This window comes from Streptomyces sp. NPDC021622 (genome assembly GCF_040640795.1).
Classification (GTDB): Bacteria; Actinomycetota; Actinomycetes; order Streptomycetales; family Streptomycetaceae; genus Streptomyces.
Map to the genome: position 1 here is coordinate 145,294 of NZ_JBFACK010000008.1, position 19,004 is coordinate 164,297.

The window sequence follows — 19,004 nt, forward strand, 5'->3', positions numbered from 1 at the left end:
TTTCGTTTCGCTAAGGCTGGGGGTACAGTCATGGCGTACGAAACAGTTTCGATAAGGAGTGGAGGGATCATGGTTGAGGCGGCAACGGCGCGGCGCAGCCGGATCACGCCCGAGCGCGAGGCCGAGCTGTACGCGGCCGTGCTCGATCTGCTCCGCGAAGTCGGGTACGAGGCGCTCACCATGGACGCCATCGCCGCCCGCACCCGGTCCAGCAAGGCCACCCTCTACCGCCAGTGGGGGAGCAAGCCGGAGCTGATCGCCAGGGCGCTGCGGCACAACAAGCCGGTGTCCATCGAGGACATCGACACGGGGTCCCTGCGCGGCGACTTCCGCGCGATGACGGCCCGCTCGGACGACTGTCAGATGGAGCGGGACGCCGCGCTGATGCGGGGCCTGTTCCACGCCGTCCACGACAACCCCGAACTCCACCAGGCGATGCGGCAGTTGCTCATCGAGCCGGAGATCACCGGCCTGAACGCGATGCTGCGCAGAGCGGTGGACCGCGGCGAAGTGGCCGCGGACAACCCGGCGTTGGACTACGTCATCCACATGCTGGTCGGCGGTTTCGTCGCCCGTGACCTGATCGAGGACCGCACGGTCGACCGTGCCTTCCTCACCTCCTATGTCGACGCCGTGATCCTCCCCGCCCTCGGCGTCTGACCAACTCCCTTTCACAGCCCCCTTCCTGACGTCACCTCCCCCATTGCCTTAAGGGCATGGGAGGTGCCCCCTACGTCGTCGGGCTGATCCCCCCTGCCCTGCTGACCCCACGACTGACCGGGAGTACGCCCTCGTGGCCACGTTCCTCTATAAACTCGGCCGACTCGCCTTCAGGCGACGGCACTTCGTCGCCCTGATCTGGGTGGCGCTCCTGACCCTCGCCGGAGTCGGCGCGGCGTCCGCGCCGACCGCCGCCTCCAGTTCCTTCTCCATCCCCGGCACGGAGGCCCAGAAGGCCTTCGACCTGCTCGACGAGCGGGTGCCCGAGGCCAGCGCCGACGGCGCGAGCGCCCGGGTCGTCTTCAAGGCGCCGGACGGCGAGAAGGTCACCGACCCGGCCAACAAGGCCGAGGTCCAGAAGACCGTCGCCGCCCTCAAGTCCGGCTCGGACGAGGTCGCTTCGGCCGCCGATCCGTTCCGGGCCAAGACCGTCAGCAAGGACGGCTCCACGGCGTACTCGTCCGTCTCGTACAAGGTCACCTCGATGGAGCTGACCGACGAGAGCCGTGACGCCCTTGAGAAGACCACCGACGACGCCCGCGAGTCCGGGCTCACGGTCGAGGTCGGCGGCGACGCGCTGCAGGCGATGCCCGAGACCGGGGCCACCGAGATCATCGGCATCGCGGTCGCGGCCGTCGTCCTCGTGATCACCTTCGGTTCGCTGGTCGCGGCGGGGCTTCCGCTGCTGACCGCACTGATCGGCGTGGGCATCGGCGTCTCCTCGATCACCGCGCTCGCCAACGCGCTCGACCTGGGTACGACCACTTCGACGCTGGCCATGATGATCGGCCTCGCGGTCGGCATCGACTACGCGCTCTTCATCGTCTCCCGCTACCGGGGCGAACTCGCCGACGGCCGGGACCGCGAGGAGGCGGCGGGCCGCGCCGTGGGGACGGCTGGTTCGGCCGTGGTCTTCGCCGGGCTCACCGTGGTCATCGCCCTGGTCGGCCTCGCCGTCGTCAACATCCCGATGCTGACCAAGATGGGCTTCGCGGCGGCCGGCACGGTGGTCATCGCCGTCCTCATCGCGCTGACCCTGATACCGGCGCTGCTCGGGTACGCGGGCAAGAAGGTCAAGCCGACCGGAGAGAAGAGCAGGCTGCTGGGCGGCGGCAAGAAGAAGGCCGCCGACCTGGACAAGGAGCCCAAGGCCAACCTCGGCACCCGCTGGGCCCGCTTCGTCACGCGCCGCCCGCTCGCCGTGCTGCTCGTCGGCATCATCGGGCTGGGCGCCGCCGCGCTCCCGGTCTCCTCGCTCGAACTCGGGCTCCCGGACGACGGCGCGCAGCCGACGTCCACGACCCAGCGCAAGGCGTACGACCTGGTCTCCGACGGGTTCGGCCCCGGCTTCAACGGCCCGCTGATGACGGTCGCCGACCTCAAGGGCGCGGACGACCCGAAGGCGGCGGCCCAGCAGATCACCCAGAAGATCTCGGGCCTCGACGACGTCCTGACCGTCGCTCCACCCATGATCAACAAGGCGGGCGACACGGCGATCATCAGCGTCGTCCCGTCCTCCAAGCCGAGCGGCACCGAGACCGAGGGCCTCGTGCACTCGATCCGTGACGCGGGCGGCGAGATCAGGTCCGACACCGGCGCCGACGTCATGGTCACGGGCACGACGGCCATGAACATCGACGTCTCGGAGAAGCTGAACGACGCCCTGCTGCCCTACCTGGCCCTGGTCGTCGGCCTCGCCTTCCTCCTCCTGATCGTCGTCTTCCGCTCGATCCTGGTCCCGCTCAAGGCGGCCATCGGCTTCCTGCTCTCGGTCCTCGCGGCCCTGGGCGCGGTCGTCGCGGTCTTCCAGTGGGGCTGGCTCGGCTCGCTCTTCGGCGTGGAGCAGACGGGCCCGATCATGTCGATGATGCCGATCTTCATGGTGGGCGTCGTCTTCGGCCTCGCGATGGACTACGAGGTCTTCCTCGTGACCCGCATGCGAGAGGCGTACGTCCACGGGGAGCGCCCCGGCGAGGCGATCGTGACGGGCTTCCGGCACGGGGCGAGGGTGGTCTCGGCGGCAGCAGTCATCATGATCGCGGTCTTCGCCGGCTTCATCGGTTCGAGCGAGCAGATGGTGAAGATGATCGGCTTCGGCCTGGCGATCGCGGTCTTCTTCGACGCGTTCATCGTGCGGATGGCCCTGGTCCCGGCGGTGCTCGCGCTCCTTGGCAGGAAGGCGTGGTGGCTGCCGAGGTGGCTGGACCGGGCGCTGCCGAATGTGGATGTGGAGGGCGAGGGGCTGCGCGACGTGGCGGACAAGGCCGCGGACGGTGACCGGGAGCTTGCCCGCGCCTGAGCCCGCTCAGTGCTCAGTGCTCAGTGCTCAGTGCGGGACGGGAGCGGCGGCGTAGGTGCGGCGCAGGAAGCGGAGCAGCACCACCGAGTCGAACTGCACGACTTCCACCCCCTCCGGCGAGTGGAACTCCACGACCACTTGCACCCGGCCGCAGGGCCAGACGCGTACGTCACCGTCGGTGACCGGGGCAAGCAGGCCCTCTTCGACGAGCCGGCGCTCGAAGGTCCACGCGTGGCCGCCAGGGAGGTCGATCCGCATCGCCTGCGGGTCGGCCTCCGGGTCGTAGTGGAGGATGGCGGGCACTGCGCGGTGGCCGTCGGCCGAGTCCGTGACGATGTGGGCCCGTGCGTACTGCTCGACTGCGGACATCGTCAGACTCCTCGCCTTCACTTCTGCTTCCTTTATGCCCTCTAATGTCCCATATTTTCTGGCTATTGCTCCAGGATGCTCCGGGATAGTTGGGTATTCAGCGCTCTTGCAAAGCGTTCGCAACAGGGCACTATCATTGAACGGTTCACGAGCGATCCGCTCTGCCTTCCGTCCTCCTCCCCCGTGTCCTGCCCAGGAGCGCCCGCATGCATGTCCCCGACGGATTCATCGACGCCCCCGTCTCCGCGGTCACCGGGGTCGTCGCCGCCGGCGCGGTCGCCGTCAGCCTCAAGGGCGCCCGGCGTGAGCTGGACGAGCGGACCGCCCCGCTCGCGGGCCTTGTCGCGGCCTTCATCTTCGCCGTGCAGATGCTGAACTTTCCCGTGGCCGCCGGCACCAGCGGACACCTCCTCGGCGGCGCGCTCGCCGCGATACTCGTCGGCCCCTTCACGGGTGTCCTGTGTGTGTCCGTCGTACTCCTCATGCAGGGGGTCCTTTTCGCGGACGGCGGCCTGACCGCGCTCGGCGTGAACATCACGGACATGGCGATCGTCACGACCGTCGTCGCCTATCTCGTCTTCCGGGGCCTGGTGAAGGTGCTCCCGCGCACCCGCCGCTCCGTCACCGTCTCGTCGTTCATCGCCGCGCTGCTCTCCGTGCCCGCGGCCGCGCTCGCCTTCACGTTCCTCTACGCCATCGGCGGCACAACCGACGTCTCCATCGGCAAGGTCGCCACCGCCATGGTCGGCGTGCACGTCCTCATCGGCATCGGCGAGGCCGCGATCACCGCGCTCACCGTCGGCGCCGTCATCGCCGTACGCCCCGACCTGGTGTACGGCGCCCGAGGCCTGACGCAGAAGCTCAAGCTCCGCGTCGGCGGCGAACTCGTCGACGCCGAACCGGCCGCCGTCCCGGTGGCCGCCCGCTCCCACCGCAAGGTGTGGATCGCCGGCCTCGTCACGTCCCTCGTCCTCGCCGGCTTCGTCAGCTTCTACGCCTCCGCGAACCCCGACGGCCTGGAGAAGGTCGCCGCCGACAAGGGCATCGACAAGAAGACCGAAGAGCACGCCACCGCCGAATCGCCGCTCGCCGACTACGGCGTCAAGGACATCGCCGACGCCCGCCTCTCCGGCGGCCTCGCGGGCGTGATCGGCGTCGGCGCCACCGTCGTCGCGGGCTCGGCGGTCTTCTGGACGCTGCGGCGTCGTCGTACGTCGGACACCGACCCCGCATCCACCGCCTCCGTCACCGAGAAGGCCTGACATGGGCGCGGGCCACGCCCACCGGCTCTACCGGCACGGCCACTCGCCGGTGCACGCGCTGCCGCCGCACACCAAGCTGGCGGCGGTCTTCGCCTTCGTGGTCGTGGTCGTCTCCACGCCGCGCGAGGCGATGTGGGCGTTCGCGCTGTACGCGGTGCTGCTCGGCGTGGTGGCGTACGCGGCCCGCATCCCTGCGGGGTTCCTCCTGAAGCGGCTGCTCATCGAGGTGCCGTTCGTGGCGTTCGCGGTGCTCATGCCGTTCGTGGCGGAGGGCGAGCGCATCGACGTACTGGGTCTCTCGCTGAGCGTGAACGGGCTGTGGGGTGCCTGGAATGTCCTGGCCAAGGGCACCCTCGGCGTCGCGGCTTCCGTGATCCTCGCCTCCACCACCGAACTGCGCGAACTCCTGCTCGGCCTCCAGCGCCTGAAGCTGCCGCCGCTGCTCGTCCAGATCGCCTCGTTCATGATCCGGTACGGGGACGTGATCACGGACGAGATGCGCCGCATGAAGATCGCCCGCGAGTCGCGCGGCTTCGAGGCGCGGGGCGTACGCCAGTGGGGGGTCCTGGCCAAATCCGCGGGCGCGCTCTTCATCCGCTCCTACGAGCGGGGCGAGCGGGTGCATCTGGCGATGGTCAGCAGGGGGTACGCCGGTTCGATGCCGGTCATCGACGAGGTGACCGCCTCGCGCACGCAGTGGACGTACGCGCTGGCCCTTCCGTTCTCCGCACTTGTCGTATGTCTGTTGGGATGGACGCTGTGAGCACTGCCCCTTCTCCTGAGGTCCCTTCTTCTCAGGCCCCTTCTCTTGAGGTCTCCGGCCTCGCCTTCGCCTACCCCGACGGGCACCAGGCGCTCTTCGGCGTCGACATGACGATCGGCCGCGGCGAGCGGGTCGCCCTGCTCGGCCCGAACGGCGCGGGCAAGACGACCCTCGTCCTGCACCTGAACGGCATCCTGACCGGCGGCGCGGGCACGGTCGCCGTGGCCGGCCTGCCCGTCGGCAAGAAGCACATGGCGGAGATCAGGCGCCGGGTCGGCATCGTCTTCCAGGACCCGGACGACCAGCTGTTCATGCCGACGGTGCGGGAGGACGTGGCGTTCGGCCCCGCGGCGGCCGGGATGCGCGGCCCCGAGCTCGAGGCCCGCGTACAGAAGGCCCTGTCCCAGGTCGGCATGGCGGAGTTCGCCGACCGCCCGCCGCACCACCTCTCCTTCGGCCAGCGCAGGCGGGTCGCGGTGGCGACGGTCCTCGCGATGGAGCCGGAGATCCTGGTCCTGGACGAGCCCTCCTCCAACCTGGACCCGGCATCGCGCCGCGAACTGGCCGACATCCTGCGGTCGTTGGACGTGACGGTCCTGATGGTGACGCACGATCTTCCGTACGCCCTCGAACTCTGCCCCCGCGCCCTCATCCTCAGCGACGGCGTGATCGCGGCGGACGGCCCGACGGGCGAGCTGCTCGGCGACGAGGCCCTGATGGGCGCGCACCGCCTGGAGCTGCCCTTCGGGTTCGACCCGAAGTCCGTGCCGTCGGCGACCTCCGGTCCGTGACAATTCGGCGACCTCCGGTCCGTGACAATGGAGGCGTGACGAACCAGGCCCCCGAGGGGACCGGCGCCGCTGCGGCCGGATCGCTGCTCATCGACGACCAGCTGTGCTTCGCGCTGTACGCGGCACAGCGCGCGGTGACGTCCGCGTACCGTCCGGTCCTCGACGAGCTGGGGCTCACCTACCCCCAGTACCTGGTCATGCTGGTGCTCTGGGAGCGCGGCGAGATCCCCGTCAAGGAACTCGCCGCCGCGCTGCACCTCGACTACGGGACGGTCTCGCCGCTCCTGAAACGGCTTGAGGCCGCGGGGCTGCTGCGGCGCGAGCGGGCGGCGCACGACGAGCGCTCGGTGCTTGTGCACGTGACCGAGCAGGGCGCCGACCTGCGGTCACGGGCTGCGGCCGTGCCGCAGGCGCTGCTTTCGGGGGCCGGGCTCAAGGGGGACGAAGTGGCGCGGCTGCGGGGCGAGTTGTGGCGGCTCGTGGAGCGGGCCGAGGGTCTCGCGGCGCGTCGGCCGTGAGCCGGGCGGGGTTACCCGCGGTTGCTACCCCCGGGTAATAAGGGCGTTCGCGTGGTCGATAGGTTGTGCACGATGTACTCGTCCACGTTCCTTTTTCCTTCCTCCTGCTTCTCTCTCCCCGGGTGAGGTCGAACCATGACCGACGGCACGATGACCGAAGGCACCATCGCCGACAGCCGTCCGACGAAGATCATGTACGTTGCCGAGGCCACCGCGCACGGCGGCCGTGACGGCTACGTCACCAGCCAGGACGGGCAGCTCGACCTGCAGGTCGCGATGCCGCCGGCGCTCGGCGGCGACGGCCGCGGCACCAATCCCGAGCAGCTCTTCGCGGCGGGCTACAGCGCCTGCTTCCACAATGCGCTCGTCCTGGTGGGCCGCCGCGCGGGCTACGACCTGACCGGCTCCACCGTCGCCGCGAAGGTCGGCATCGGCCCCAACCGGCAGCAGGGCTACGGCCTCGCGGTCGCGCTCAACGTCTCGCTGCCGCTGGTCGACCAGGAGCTCGCGGGGCGCCTGGTGGGGGCGGCGCACCAGGTCTGCCCGTACTCGAACGCGACGCGCGGGAACATCGACGTCTCCATCGTGCTGAGCTAGCCGGAATCCGGCGGGCCGTGTCTCTGTTGCATCCACGGACGCACTATGTGGATGAGGAGAGCGACGTGGTGATCGAGGGCACGGTGGCCGAGGGCTTCGAGCCGGTGCGGGACGCCTTCGTGCGCAACTTCGCCGAGCTCGGTGAGCAGGGGGCGGCGGTCACGGTCTACCGCGACGGGCGGCCGGTCGTGGCCCTCTGGGGCGGCACGAAGGACGTCGACGGGGGAGCGACGGGTGCTCCCTGGGAGCGGGGCACCGCGCAGATCGTCCGCTCGGCGACGAAGGGGGTCGCGGCCGCCGTCCTGCTCCTGCTCCACCAGCGCGGCGAGCTTGACCTGGACGCGCCGGTCGGCTCCTACTGGCCCGAGTTCAAGGCGCACGGCAAGGAGCGGACGCTGGTCAGGCACCTGCTGTCGCACCGGGCGGGGGTGCCGGTCCTCGACCGCCCGCTGACTCCTGCGGAGGCGGCGGACCCCGACGCCGCGGCGGACGCGGTCGCCGCGCAGGCGCCCGCGTGGGAGCCGGGGACCGACCACGGCTATCACGCGCAGACGTACAGCTGGCTGACCGGTGAGCTGGTGCGGCGGGTGACGGGGCGGTCGATCGGGGAGTGGGTGGCCTCCGAGATATCCCGGCCGCTGGGCCTCGACCTCTGGATAGGCCTCCCCGAAGGGGAAGCGGAACGGGTCGGCCGGGTCGGCCGCATCTCGCCGCCTGAGGCTCCCGGTGGTCTTCGCGTCCGCCCGCGGCGGAACGTCGCCGAGGCGTACGCGGATCCGGATTCCCTCACCCAGCGGGCGTTCGGCGCGATCGACCCGTCCCCGGACGAGAACGACCCGGCGTACCGGGCGGCGGTCCTTCCCGCGTCCAACGGCATCGCCACGGCGTCGTCCCTGGCGCGCTTCTACGCCTCCCTGATCGGTGAAGTCGAGGGCGGGGAGCGGCTGTTCACTCCCTCGACGGTGGCGCTGGCGCGCGCGGAGGAGTCCGCGGGGGCGGACCGAGTCCTCGTCGTCAACACCCGCTTCGGCCTTGGCTACATGCTCCATGGCGGGGCGTCGCCGCTGCTGGGTCCCGGTTCGTTCGGGCACCCCGGGCGGGGTGGCGCGCTGGGCTTCGCGGACCCGGAGTCGGGGGTGGCGTTCGGGTACGTGACGAACGGGATGAACAAGGGGGTTACGGCGGATCCCCGGGCACAGGGGCTTGTGCGGGCCCTGCGGGGGCTGGTGTAGGGGCGTTTTCCTTCCCCAACCCCGCCCCTTCCCGCTGTTCGTAAGCAGATGGTCTGTCCCGCCCGGCATCTGACCAGGCGGGACGTGCTCTTACCTGCGTCTCTGACTACGGGGTGGGGATCTCGTCGTCGGGGGGTTGGTCCGGCTCCGAGCTCAGGGGCGCACTCGGGGCAGGCGTACAGCGTGGTTCCGGGTCCGCTCGTGCTTTGAATCCAGCGGACAGCCACAGGCGCGCTGGTGTTCTTCTTGCACTTGATGCGCATCGCCACCGTCACGACAGGCGCTGCGCCAGCCAGTCCCTCGCTCGTCACGCAGGCACCCCGACAGCGGCGAACGTGGACGGGCCGAAGGGGGCCCCTGGGTAGCTTTATAGGTAGTCCACGCCGCCGAAGGCACGGACCTGGTCCCGGCGCGGCCACACGCCCCGTGTCACCGTTCGGGCCGCGGGATCGGGACGGATCTCGCTGGCCGGTCTGGTCTGCCGCAGGCCCGGCCATCGCTACCGGCTCATCTTCCGGATGCTGGTGCACCACGGCCGCCGCGATGCGCGAGCTGATCGCCGCCCGACAATGGCTGCCCGTCTTCTGCTTCCCCGCCTACGCACCCGACCTCAACCCGGCCGAGGGCGTCTGGGCACATCTGAAGAACAGCCTGGGCAACCTCGCCCCGCGCAGCATCGACGAACTCGCTGCGCCGGCCCGCACCCGCTTGAAACGCATGCAGTACCAGCCCGACCTGCTCGATGGCTTCAGCACCGAGGCCGGACTCATCCCGGCCCTCCATGACGTCACCCAGAATCGAGAACCTCAGCAGCGGCTCACTCCTCGGTGGTCTGCCGCGTCCTCGTAGACCAGCCTGGGAGTGTCCGAGGAGAACCCCTTGACCGGTTTCCCCTCGGGCAGGGCGGGCGCCAACGTGCGGAAGACCGCCCGTACCCGTTCCTCACCGTAGTCCCACACGTTTTGAGTCGCCCGTAGCGAGGCCCCTCCGCCAGGCAGCGGCTCCACCTCGTGGAAGGCCCCGCTGGCTCGGAGGGCTTCGACACCGCCGAGTGCCGACACAACACCCGGGGGACAGACCGTCCACCACGCGTATCCCCGCAGGACGGTGCCCAAGCCAGGGAAAGTGTCCTCGAGCAGCAGTCCGAGGTCGACCTCGAGTGCGGTCCTTCCTGTCACATCTTCGGCGTCGTCCGCGATGCTTCCGTACAGGATGTCCTCGTGCCGGTGCACCTGAGTACGGAAGAAATCGATCCAGCGGGCCTGTGCCTCGCTCCGGGCGCCCGGGTCGGCGAATTCCTCCGTGGTGCGAGAAGCGACGAGTGAGACAACTTCCGGGGTGTCGCGGTCCCTGACCACGGACACGTCGAGGCACGGCCAGTCGGGATGGCCGTCGGAGCCGATGGCCCTGAGGACCACCGTCGCTTGACCGGGCATGCTTTCCAGATCCCGCAGAAAGGCGCTCCAGTTCTTCGGGGACCAGGGGACCTCGTATGGTTTCTGCCGCCGCTTGGTCGGTTCCAGCACCACCAGGGTCGCCCACAGTTGTCCGGGCGCTGCTTCTCCGCGGCTGAGCGCGACAGCACGGCCGGAGAAGTCCGCGTCAGGCGTGAACTCCGCCTGCAGCGGCCCCGCGAGTGCGGTGAGCGCAGCCGTGAACCAGGGTTCGGCCAGTTCTCGGTAAGCGCTGCCGTCGCCCGGACACGGCAGGTCGATCTCTGTTCGCAGCGTCCAGTTGAGTTCAATTCCACTGCGGGCTCCATTTTGTCGGGCCATAGCCTGCTCCCTCACTTCCTTGGGCCGGGGGCAGCCTATTCCCCCACCCGCACCGGTCCTTGAGCCCACTGCTTCACGGTCATGTTTTCGGCGGACGCCGTGAGCCGCGCTCGGACAGGTCGCGCGCTGCCTGGTCGATGCGGGCGACGCACACACGATGCGTCGAACACCACCGTCCAGTCTGGTTCGGCGAGCGTCGCACGAGGCACGATCACGCCCTCTTTGACGGCGGTCTTTGAGGATTCCCTCGTGGGCCCGGCAGCGTCCGTTCGTGGTGAGTTCGGGCAGCCGGGGACGGAGCAAGGGGGCGGGGTCTGCGGGGAATGAGGGCGCCTCCAAGCACTCGTCAGCCAGGGCATCCGGCAACATTGCTGAAGACGGCAATGTTTATCGCGCACACCGGCAATGATTTTTCGCTGGGTGTGCCGTTCGATGGGCTCATGGCAAAGCCCAAGGAAGCGGGCTCGCCGCATGGCTCACGTCTCGGTGATTGGGCCGTCGGGCAGCCGAGGACAGATCGCGTCGGCGGAGTCTGCGGAGCATGGAGGATCACCTCCTTAGCGGCGCGTCTGTCAGCCCCGCCGCAGGTATTTCAGCCCGTCCGGCGATTGAGGACGAACTCGGCGGAGCCGGTGATCGAGCGAGCCATGAGCCCGACGAAGTCGGAATTTCGTGAAGGGGCGGGATTGGGGAAAGTGCCGCCGAAGGCGCAGCCCCAGCCCGCCCCCCTCACCCCGCGTGCAGCATCAAGCCGATCCCCGCCACCATCAGGCCCGCCGCCACAAGGCGAGGCGCCCCGAAGCGTTCCTTGAAGAACACCGCCCCGATTGCCGCGCCCACGATGATCGACGACTCCCGGAGCGCGGAAATCGGCGCCAGGTCCGCCTTTGTCTGGGCCCAGAGGACCAGGCCGTACGCGGAGACGGACAGCGCAGCGCCCAGGAGGCCGACCCCGGCGAACGGGCGCAGGCGGCCCGGCAGTTCACCGCGCCAGCGATACGCCGCGTACACCGGAATCGCGACGCCCTCAAGGATCATCAGCCACGCGATGTAACCCATCGAGGAGCCGGACGCCCGGACGCCGAGTCCGTCCACCACCGTGTACGCCGCGATGGAGACCCCCGTAGCCAGCGCCGCGCCTATCGCCGCCCAGTTGGGACGGCGGCCCGAGCCTCGGATGCCCCACAGGGCGAGGCCCGTCAGGCCCGCGCACGACACCGCGACCCCGGCCGCCTGCCAGCCGTCCGGGATCTCGCCCGCGAAGACCGCCGCGAGGACGGTCACCACCAGCGGCGCCGTCCCGCGCGCGATCGGATACGCCTGGCCGAAGTCGCCGAGCTTGAACGACCGCATCAGGAGGGCCATGTAGCCGACGTGGATCGCCGCGGAGAGGACGAGGTAGGGCCAGGCCCCTGCCGCCGGTATCGCGACGAACGGGGCCAGGAGCAGGCCGATCAGCATCCCGCCGCCGGATATCAGGGTGAAGCCGAGCAGCTTGTCCGTGATGTGGTGGGCGATCGCGTTCCAACTGGCGTGCGTGACGGCGGCCAGCAGGACCGCCGCCGCGACCAGCGGGGTCATTCGCCGAGCTCGCGCACGTCCACCAGGGTGCCGTTCGCGTGGGCGATCAGATCCTTGGGCGCCATGGGGAAGACCGCGTACGGGGTGCCCGCCGCCGCCCACACCACGTCGTGGCCGAGGAGCGAGCGGTCGGCGAGGACCCGGGTCTTCGTCACGTGGCCGAAGGGGGGTACGCCGCCGATCGCGTACCCCGTCGTCTCCCGGACGATGTCCGCCTTCGCGCGCGTCACCTTCTCCGCGCCCAACTCCCGGCGTACGAGCTCCAGATCGACGCGCGACGCCCCGTCCATCAGGACCAGGACCGGGACGCCGTCCGCCGCGAAGATCAGCGACTTGCAGATCTGGCTCAGCTCGCAGCCGATCGCGGCTGCGGCCTCCTGCGCGGTACGGGTCTGGTCCGGGAAGCGGCGGATGTCGCCGACGAGGTCGGCGAGGCCCAGCTCGCTCAGGGCCGCGGCGAAACGGGGGTGTGCGGGGGATTCGGTAGCGCTCATGCCCGGCACGCTAGCGGTCGGTGTACGGGGCACGCGACCAGGTATCCGCATACCGGACGGCAGGCCCCGGAGAGAGCTCGGCTACTGCCCCGCCAAGAACATCGCCCGCACCAGCGGTCCCGCCGATTCGCCGCCGTGGCCGCCCTCCTGGACCACCGCGCCCGCGGCCAGGTCCCCGCGGTACGCCGTGAACCAGCCGTTCGGCTTCTTCTGGCCGTCGACCTCCGCGGAGCCGGTCTTCGCGCCCGTGTCGGAGCCGAGCCCGGACATGGGCTCGACCGCGGTCCCGGCCACCGCCGTGTAGTGCATCAGGTCACGCAGCGCCCCCACCGTCGCGCCCGACATCTTGCGCGGTGCCGTCGCCAGCGTGCGGTTGTCGACGTCCGGCGAGACCAGGTACGGCTGCTTGAAGGTGCCCGACTTCACCGTGGCCGCCACCGACGCCATGTTGAGCGGGTTCATGCGGACCCCGCCCTGACCGATCAGCGACGCCCCCATCTGCGCGTCGCTCTGCACCGGGATGCCGCCGTCGAAGGACGGGACGCCGATCGACCAGTTGTCGCGGCCGAGCCCGAAGACCTCCTGGGCCTGCTTGGTCAGGGAGTCGTTCTGAAGCTTCTTGGCCTGGCTGATGAAAGCCGTGTTGCAGGAACGGGCGAAGCTCGCGCGGAACGTGCCGTCCTTGATCTCGAACTTGTCGTCGTTCTGGAACTTCCAGCCGCCGTACGTCACGTACTTCGGGCAGGGGTGCTTCTTGTCCACTCCCGCGAGCTTCTTCTCCAGGAGGAGCGAGGACGTCACCACCTTCATCGTCGAGCCGGGGGCCAGCGACCCCTGGAAGGCGATGTTGAAGCCGGCCGGCTTCGAGTTCGCCGCCGCCAGGATCTCGCCCGTGCTGGGCTTCACCAGGACCACCGACGCCTGCTTCCGCTTCGCGGTCTCCTTCTCGGCCGCCGACTGGAGCGACGCGTCGATCGTCGTCTTCAGCGTGCCCGGCGTGCCCGGCGAGAGCGTGAGCAGCGTCTTGTCGGGGGTCGCCTTCGCGTCGTCCTTCGTCGTCGCCGACTTCTCGGCCGCCTTCGCGCTGCCCTTGCGTACGACGCGCAGCTCGACGCCCGCAGTGCCGCCCGCCTTCTCGCCGTACTTCTCGCGCAGGGAGTCGAGCACCGTGCCGAGGGAGGGGTACTTCTTCGCCGTCAGCTCCGCGCCGTCCCGGTCGACCGCCTTGATCGGCGGGTCGCCGGCCTCGCCGGTGACCAGGCGGTCGCCCTCCTTCAGCTCGGGGTGGACGACGGAGGGCTGCCAGCCGATGAGTGTCTTGCCGTCGTGCTTTCTTCGCACGACGGTGAGCTCGGAGCCGTACGCGAAGGGCTTGGTCTTTCCCTCGTACGAGACCGTGGACGTGACCGAGAACGGCAGCTTCGCGCCCGCCCGCTTGCCCGGCGTCAGCTTCACCTTCGTGAGGTGGGAGTCCTTGGCGTACGCGGTGAGCGCGGTCTTCGCCGCCGCCCGGTCGTCGGTGAGCGCGGCGGCACCCGCCACGTCGCCCTTCTCCCACGCGGTGAGGAAACCCTGGGTGGTGGCGCGGATCTCGGCCGCCGTCGGCGGGCCCGCGGCCACCGGCTTCTCGTCGACCGTCGGGCCGCCGCCCTCACGGGACGAGCCGCCGCCGATCAGGCTGTACGCGGCGAAGCCAAGACCGCACACGACCACAGCGGCGGCGCCGCCGAGCACGCCCGGGTGCACCTTCTTCGCGCCGGTGGTACCCGTGATGCTGTTGATGCCCTTGCGCTCGCTGGCGCGCCCTCGCTTGCCCACAAACCCCTCCGCAGATCCCCAGAGCGTCCGAGCTCCGCACCGGACGGCCCCACACTAGGGGGCTTTCATGAAGCCCCCGACCACGCGTCTCTCAGCTGCCCGCGGCAAGCACCGCCGCCACGATCGGCCCCGCCGTGTCGCCGCCGTGGCCGCCCTCCTCGGCCACCGCGGCGGCCGCCACGTCGCCCCGGTAGCCGGTGAACCAGCTGTTGGGCTTCGCCTGGCCGTCGACCTCCGCCGATCCTGTCTTCGCGCCGATGTTCCCGCTGAGCTTCGACATGGCGCGGGCGCCGCTGCCGCTGACCGCCGTGCGGTTCATCATCTGCCGCAGCTGCTGGACGGTGGACGCGGGCAGGCCGTCCGCCCGCGCAAGTTCGCGGTCGTCCATGCCCTGGGCGACGACGACCGGCTGCCGGAAGGTGCCCGTGATCGCCGTCGCCGTGACCGAGGCGAGGTTGAGCGGGTTCAGCTGCACCTGGCCCTGGCCGATCATGTTCGACGCGCGGTCGGGTCCCGGGGAGGCCGGGACCGTGCCGTCGACCGTCCGGACGCCGGCCTTCCAGTCGAGCCCCAGGCCGAAGCGGTTCTGCGCCTCCTCGGTGAGGGACTCGTCCGTGATGCCCTCCTCGTCGACCAGCTTCACGAACGCGGTGTTGCAGGAGCGCGCGAAGCTGTCCGCCAGGGTCGCGTTCTCGTTCGGGGCCAGGCCCGGCAGGTTCTCGATGCGGTGGCTCTGCCAGACCGCGGTCTTCGGGCAGGGCGCGGGGCCGCTCGCCCTCGTCACGCCCTTGTCGATGAGCATCGCCGCCGAGACGATCTTCATCGTGGAGCCGGGGGCCATCTTGCCCTCGAACGCCGCGTTGAACTGGTCCGCCCGGTGGTTGGCGACCGCCAGGATCTCGCCGGAGCTCGGCTGCACGGCGACCACCGACGACTCCGGGTACGCGGCCACCGCCTTCTCGGCCGCCTTCTGCGCGGGCGCGCTCAGCGTCGTCTCCAGCTGTCCCGCCTTGCCCTTGGCGAGCGTGAGCAGCGTCTCGGTGCCCTCCTCCTCGGTCTCGTGCTGGACGTAGAGCTCGACGCCGGGTGTGCCGCCCGCCGTGTCGCCGTACTTCGCCCGCAGCTGGTCGAGGACCGGGCCGAGCGACGGGTGGTCCTTCTTGTCCAGGACCTCGCCGTGCCGGTCGACCGCCTCGATGGGCGGCGCGGCGGCCTCACCGGTCTGCAGGGTGTCGCCGTCCTCCAGGTCCGGGTGGACGACGGACGCGTCCCAGTCGACGAGCGCACGGCCGGTGGTGACGCCCCGGACGACGGTGAGTTCGGATTCGTACGCGAAAGGCTTGGTCTTCCCCTCGTACGAGACGGTCGCCTCGACCGAGAACGGCACCCGCGCTCCGGTCGCCTTGCCGGGCGTGAGCTTCACCTTCGTCAGGTGCGCGTCCTCGCGGTAGCCGGTCAGGAGGAGCGAGGCCACTTCCGCGTTGTTCGTGTACGTGGAGGCCTCATCGGCGTCGCCCTTCGCCCACGCGGCGAGGAACTTTCCGGCGGTCTCCGCGGTCTCCTTGTCCGTGGGCGGCCCCGTCTTCACGGCCTCGGGGCCCGACGAGGACGCACTGCCACCCCCGGTCACGCCGTTCACCAAGTTGTACGCGCCGTATCCGGCACCCCCGACCATGACGGCGAACACCCCGCCCACCAGGGCGACTTTTACCCCTTTGCGCATGACGCGCTTCCCCTCCCCAGGAGCCCTCCCGTATCCGAATGAACACGGAAAGTCGTTCGCCACTTTAAGGGGAGGAGGTGACAGATGAGCGGGCTGTTATCCGAAGGTGTCCAACGTGCGCCCTACACCCATGTGTCGAGCAGCATTCTGGCCCGCCAGGAATCGATGGGAATCGCCTGGCCGGTGTAAATGGGCCAGAACCAGATGAAGTTCCACACGATCAGGAGCACGAGCACGCCCGCGCTCGCGGCGCCCACCACCCGCCGCCGTTCACTGGAGCCCGCGGGACCGATGATCGCGCCGATCATCATCGCCACGGCCAGACAGAGGAACGGCACGAAGACGACGGCGTAGAAGAAGAAGATGGTCCGCTCCTGGTACATGAACCAGGGCAGATAGCCCGCCGCGATCCCGCACACGATCGCCCCGGCCCGCCAGTCCCTGCGGAACGCCCACCGCCACAGGACGTAGAGCAGCGCGAAGCCCGCCGCCCACCACAGCATCGGGGTGCCGAGCGCGAGGACCTCGCGGGCGCACTTCTCGGCGGTGTCGGACGGGCAGCCCTCCTTGCCGGGCAGCGGGGACTCGTAGAAGTAGGAGACGGGGCGGCCGTCGACGATCCAGCTCCACGGGTTGGACTGGTAGGTGTGCGGCGACGAGAGCCCCACGTGGAACTCGTACACCGCGTGTTCGTAGTGCCACAGGCTGCGCAGCCAGTCCGGCAGCCACGTCCAGTCGCCGCCCTTGCCGGCCGTCGCCGCCCAGTTGCGGTAGTAGCCGCCGCTGCCGTCGGTCGGGGAGAGGATCCAGCCGAGCCAGGACAGGACGTACGTGCCGAGCGCGACCGGCACCGTCGAGACGAACGCCGGGAACACGTCCCGCTTCAGGACCGCGCGGTAGGGGCGCACCGCCCCGGCGACCCGGCGGCCGCCGACGTCCCACAGCACGGTCATCAAGCAGAAGAAGACCATGATGTACAGGCCGTTCCACTTGGTGCCGAAGGCGAGACCCAGGCAGAGCCCGGCCGCCCAGCGCCACGGCCGCCACCCCAGGCGCACCGTTTCCGCTACGTACGCGTCGGGACGTACGACACCGTCCTCGTCGGTCGGCAGCGCGGCCGATAGCCGCTCCCGCGCCTTGTCCCGGTCGATCAGGAAGCAGCCGAACGCGGCGAGCACGAAGAACATCAGGACCTGGTCGAGCAGTGCCGTGCGGCTCATCACGAAGTGCAGGCCGTCCACCGCGAGCAGCGCGCCCGCCAGGCAGCCCAGGAACGTGGAGCGGAAGAGCCGCCGCCCGATCCGGCACAGCATCAGGACGGACAGGGTGCCGAGCACCGCCGTCATGAAGCGCCAGCCGAACGGATCGAAGCCGAACATCCACTCGCCGATGCCGATGACGTACTTGCCGACCGGCGGATGCACGACGTACGCGGCGTCCGTGGGGATCTTGACGCCGCTGCCCTGCGCGAGCACGGTGTCGTTGACCTTCTCGGGCCAGTTGACCTCGAAGCCCCGGTGGATCAGCGCCCAGGCGTCCTTGGCGTAGTACGTCTCGTCGAATATCACGGCCTTCGGGCTGCCGAGATTCCAGAACCGCGTGACGCCCGCGACCAGCGTGATCAGCAGCGGGCCGATCCAGCCCATCCGCTTGACCAGCAGCTCCGCCGTCGCCTTCGGCACCCCGAGCGTCACCCACAGCCGTGGGCTCGGCTCGGTGTACGCGGGGACGAGGCGGGCCCGGACGTCGTCGCTGCCTCTGGGCCGCGCCACATAGCCGAAGCGGCGCAGCCTGCGCTGCCACGACGGCTGCTGCTCCTCGGCTGCCTGGCCCTGGCGGGTGTCCGGGGAAGACGCGGTACTGGTCACCGCGCCATCGTAGGGAACCCGGCTGTGTGAGTCCCGCTCCTGGGCCCTCCCGGCCCCTGCGAGGATGGTTCCGTGACAGGAAGCGCTGATTCCCCCGGAACCCTTGTGCTGGCAGGCACGCCCATCGGCGATGTGGCGGACGCGCCGCCGCGGCTCGCCGCCGAGCTGGAGTCGGCCGACGTCGTCGCCGCCGAGGACACCAGGCGCCTGCGCAGGCTCACCCAGGCGCTCGGCGTGCAGGTGGGCGGGCGGGTCGTCTCGTACTTCGAGGGCAATGAGACCGCCCGTACGCCCGAGCTTGTCGACGCCCTGGTGGGCGGTGCGCGGGTGCTGCTCGTGACCGACGCCGGGATGCCCTCGGTGTCCGACCCCGGCTACCGCCTGGTCGCGGCCGCCGTGGAGCGCGACATCAAGGTGACCGCCGTGCCGGGCCCGTCCGCCGTGCTCACGGCGCTCGCGCTCTCCGGGCTTCCCGTGGACCGCTTCTGCTTCGAGGGGTTCCTGCCGCGCAAGGCGGGCGAGCGCCTCTCGCGCCTGAAGGAGGTCGCCGACGACCGGCGCACCCTCGTCTACTTCGAGGCACCGCACCGCATCGACGACACCCTGGCCGCGATGGCCGAGGCGTTCGGCGACGAGCGCAGGGCCGCGGTCTGCCGCGAGCTGACCAAGACGTACGAAGAGGTCAAGCGCGGTTCGCTGAAGGAGCTCGCGGAGTGGGCCGCCGACGGAGTGCGCGGTGAGATCACCGTCGTCGTCGAGGGAGCCCCGGAGAAGAGCCCCGGAGAACTCGGCCCCGACGAGCTGGTGCGCAGGGTGCGGGTGCGCGAGGAGGCGGGGGAGCGGCGCAAGGAGGCGATCGCCGCCGTCGCCGCCGAGGCGGGGGTACCCAAGCGCGAGGTCTTCGATGCCGTCGTGGCGGCAAAGAAGACCTCACAGTTGGGCTCTGCCCGTCCATAGAGGGCAAAGGACTATCGTCAGCCTCCCGGCCGCTCGCGCGCCGGGATCGCGCTCGCCCATCGCCACTGGCTGTGACATGGCCGTCGCATCTACCGATGGTGCTGGTACGGGCACGCTGACACGGGCCCACGCCGCAGCCAGGGCCGCGACGACTCCAGCGCGGTCACGGCCGATGGAAACCGTCTCCACGGAAATCCGCTTCGTGCCTTTACGGCTCACACGCTGTGACGACGAATA

At 70.1% G+C, this 19,004-nt stretch carries 17 protein-coding genes; 10 read left to right on the top strand and 7 right to left on the bottom strand.

The genetic code is table 11. The features are described from left to right. Nucleotides 1–69: 69 nt before the first annotated feature. Both AB0G47_RS17975 and AB0G47_RS17980 read left to right on the top strand, forming a co-directional pair. Nucleotides 70–660 carry a TetR/AcrR family transcriptional regulator gene (locus AB0G47_RS17975; protein ID WP_360770372.1) on the top strand — a complete coding sequence of 197 codons (591 nt, stop codon included), beginning with the start codon at nucleotides 70–72 and terminating at the stop codon, nucleotides 658–660. Between the two features lie 133 nt (nucleotides 661–793). Further along, nucleotides 794–3,019: an MMPL family transporter gene (locus tag AB0G47_RS17980; protein WP_360770375.1), complete on the top strand. Its 2,226-nt coding sequence runs from the start codon at nucleotides 794–796 to the stop codon at nucleotides 3,017–3,019. Between the two features lie 27 nt (nucleotides 3,020–3,046). Here the strand turns inward: AB0G47_RS17980 and AB0G47_RS17985 are convergent, their stop codons facing one another. After that, nucleotides 3,047–3,388: an SsgA family sporulation/cell division regulator gene (locus tag AB0G47_RS17985; RefSeq protein WP_360770377.1), complete on the bottom strand. Its 342-nt coding sequence runs from the start codon at nucleotides 3,386–3,388 to the stop codon at nucleotides 3,047–3,049. 206 nt (nucleotides 3,389–3,594) lie between these two features. On the opposite strand from AB0G47_RS17985, the gene AB0G47_RS17990 reads away from it, so the two are divergent. From AB0G47_RS17990 to AB0G47_RS18020, 7 genes are all read left to right on the top strand, one after another. Then, a complete protein-coding gene (locus AB0G47_RS17990) occupies nucleotides 3,595–4,650 on the top strand; it encodes an energy-coupling factor ABC transporter permease (RefSeq protein WP_360770380.1) in 1,056 nt (351 codons plus the stop codon). A gap of 1 nt (nucleotide 4,651) precedes the next feature. Next, nucleotides 4,652–5,413, top strand: a complete 762-nt coding sequence (gene cbiQ / locus AB0G47_RS17995) for a cobalt ECF transporter T component CbiQ (protein WP_360770383.1) — start codon at nucleotides 4,652–4,654, stop codon at nucleotides 5,411–5,413. Then, entirely contained in the window at nucleotides 5,401–6,204 is an 804-nt protein-coding gene (locus AB0G47_RS18000; RefSeq protein ID WP_360770386.1) for an ABC transporter ATP-binding protein, read from the top strand. The genes cbiQ and AB0G47_RS18000 overlap by 13 nt, the downstream gene beginning before the upstream one ends. A 35-nt stretch (nucleotides 6,205–6,239) precedes the next feature. Beyond that, entirely contained in the window at nucleotides 6,240–6,722 is a 483-nt protein-coding gene (locus AB0G47_RS18005) for a MarR family transcriptional regulator (protein WP_360770389.1), read from the top strand. 150 nt (nucleotides 6,723–6,872) lie between these two features. Next, on the top strand, nucleotides 6,873–7,319 hold the full coding sequence (locus AB0G47_RS18010) for an organic hydroperoxide resistance protein (RefSeq protein WP_360770844.1): 447 nt from the start codon (nucleotides 6,873–6,875) through the stop codon (nucleotides 7,317–7,319). A 65-nt stretch (nucleotides 7,320–7,384) separates the two neighbouring features. After that, the gene (locus tag AB0G47_RS18015) at nucleotides 7,385–8,551 is read left to right on the top strand and encodes a serine hydrolase domain-containing protein (protein ID WP_360770847.1); all 1,167 of its coding nucleotides are present in this window, start codon (nucleotides 7,385–7,387) and stop codon (nucleotides 8,549–8,551) included. 543 nt (nucleotides 8,552–9,094) lie between these two features. Beyond that, nucleotides 9,095–9,400: a transposase gene (locus tag AB0G47_RS18020; protein WP_360770392.1), complete on the top strand. Its 306-nt coding sequence runs from the start codon at nucleotides 9,095–9,097 to the stop codon at nucleotides 9,398–9,400. Here the strand turns inward: AB0G47_RS18020 and AB0G47_RS18025 are convergent. The 6 genes from AB0G47_RS18025 to AB0G47_RS18050 all read right to left on the bottom strand — a co-directional run bounded on the left by AB0G47_RS18025 (nucleotide 9,358) and on the right by AB0G47_RS18050 (nucleotide 17,810). Continuing rightward, nucleotides 9,358–10,395 carry a hypothetical protein gene (locus AB0G47_RS18025; RefSeq protein ID WP_360770395.1) on the bottom strand — a complete coding sequence of 346 codons (1,038 nt, stop codon included), beginning with the start codon at nucleotides 10,393–10,395 and terminating at the stop codon, nucleotides 9,358–9,360. The genes AB0G47_RS18020 and AB0G47_RS18025 overlap by 43 nt on opposite strands. Before the next feature lie 660 nt (nucleotides 10,396–11,055). Further along, the gene (locus AB0G47_RS18030; protein ID WP_360770398.1) at nucleotides 11,056–11,907 is read right to left on the bottom strand and encodes a DMT family transporter; all 852 of its coding nucleotides are present in this window, start codon (nucleotides 11,905–11,907) and stop codon (nucleotides 11,056–11,058) included. After that, entirely contained in the window at nucleotides 11,904–12,401 is a 498-nt protein-coding gene (locus AB0G47_RS18035; RefSeq protein ID WP_360770401.1) for a YbaK/EbsC family protein, read from the bottom strand. Before AB0G47_RS18035 ends, AB0G47_RS18030 begins: the two co-directional genes overlap by 4 nt. A gap of 81 nt (nucleotides 12,402–12,482) precedes the next feature. Next, nucleotides 12,483–14,135 carry a penicillin-binding transpeptidase domain-containing protein gene (locus AB0G47_RS18040; RefSeq protein ID WP_360770850.1) on the bottom strand — a complete coding sequence of 551 codons (1,653 nt, stop codon included), beginning with the start codon at nucleotides 14,133–14,135 and terminating at the stop codon, nucleotides 12,483–12,485. A gap of 175 nt (nucleotides 14,136–14,310) precedes the next feature. Beyond that, nucleotides 14,311–15,942, bottom strand: a complete 1,632-nt coding sequence (locus AB0G47_RS18045) for a penicillin-binding transpeptidase domain-containing protein (RefSeq protein WP_360770403.1) — start codon at nucleotides 15,940–15,942, stop codon at nucleotides 14,311–14,313. Between the two features lie 122 nt (nucleotides 15,943–16,064). Beyond that, nucleotides 16,065–17,810, bottom strand: coding sequence for a phospholipid carrier-dependent glycosyltransferase (locus AB0G47_RS18050; RefSeq protein WP_360770405.1), 1,746 nt, complete (start codon nucleotides 17,808–17,810; stop codon nucleotides 16,065–16,067). Between the two features lie 72 nt (nucleotides 17,811–17,882). Between AB0G47_RS18050 and rsmI the strand changes: the two genes are divergently transcribed. Further along, nucleotides 17,883–18,767, top strand: a complete 885-nt coding sequence (gene rsmI / locus AB0G47_RS18055; protein ID WP_360770407.1) for a 16S rRNA (cytidine(1402)-2'-O)-methyltransferase — start codon at nucleotides 17,883–17,885, stop codon at nucleotides 18,765–18,767. Nucleotides 18,768–19,004: the final 237 nt, after the last annotated feature.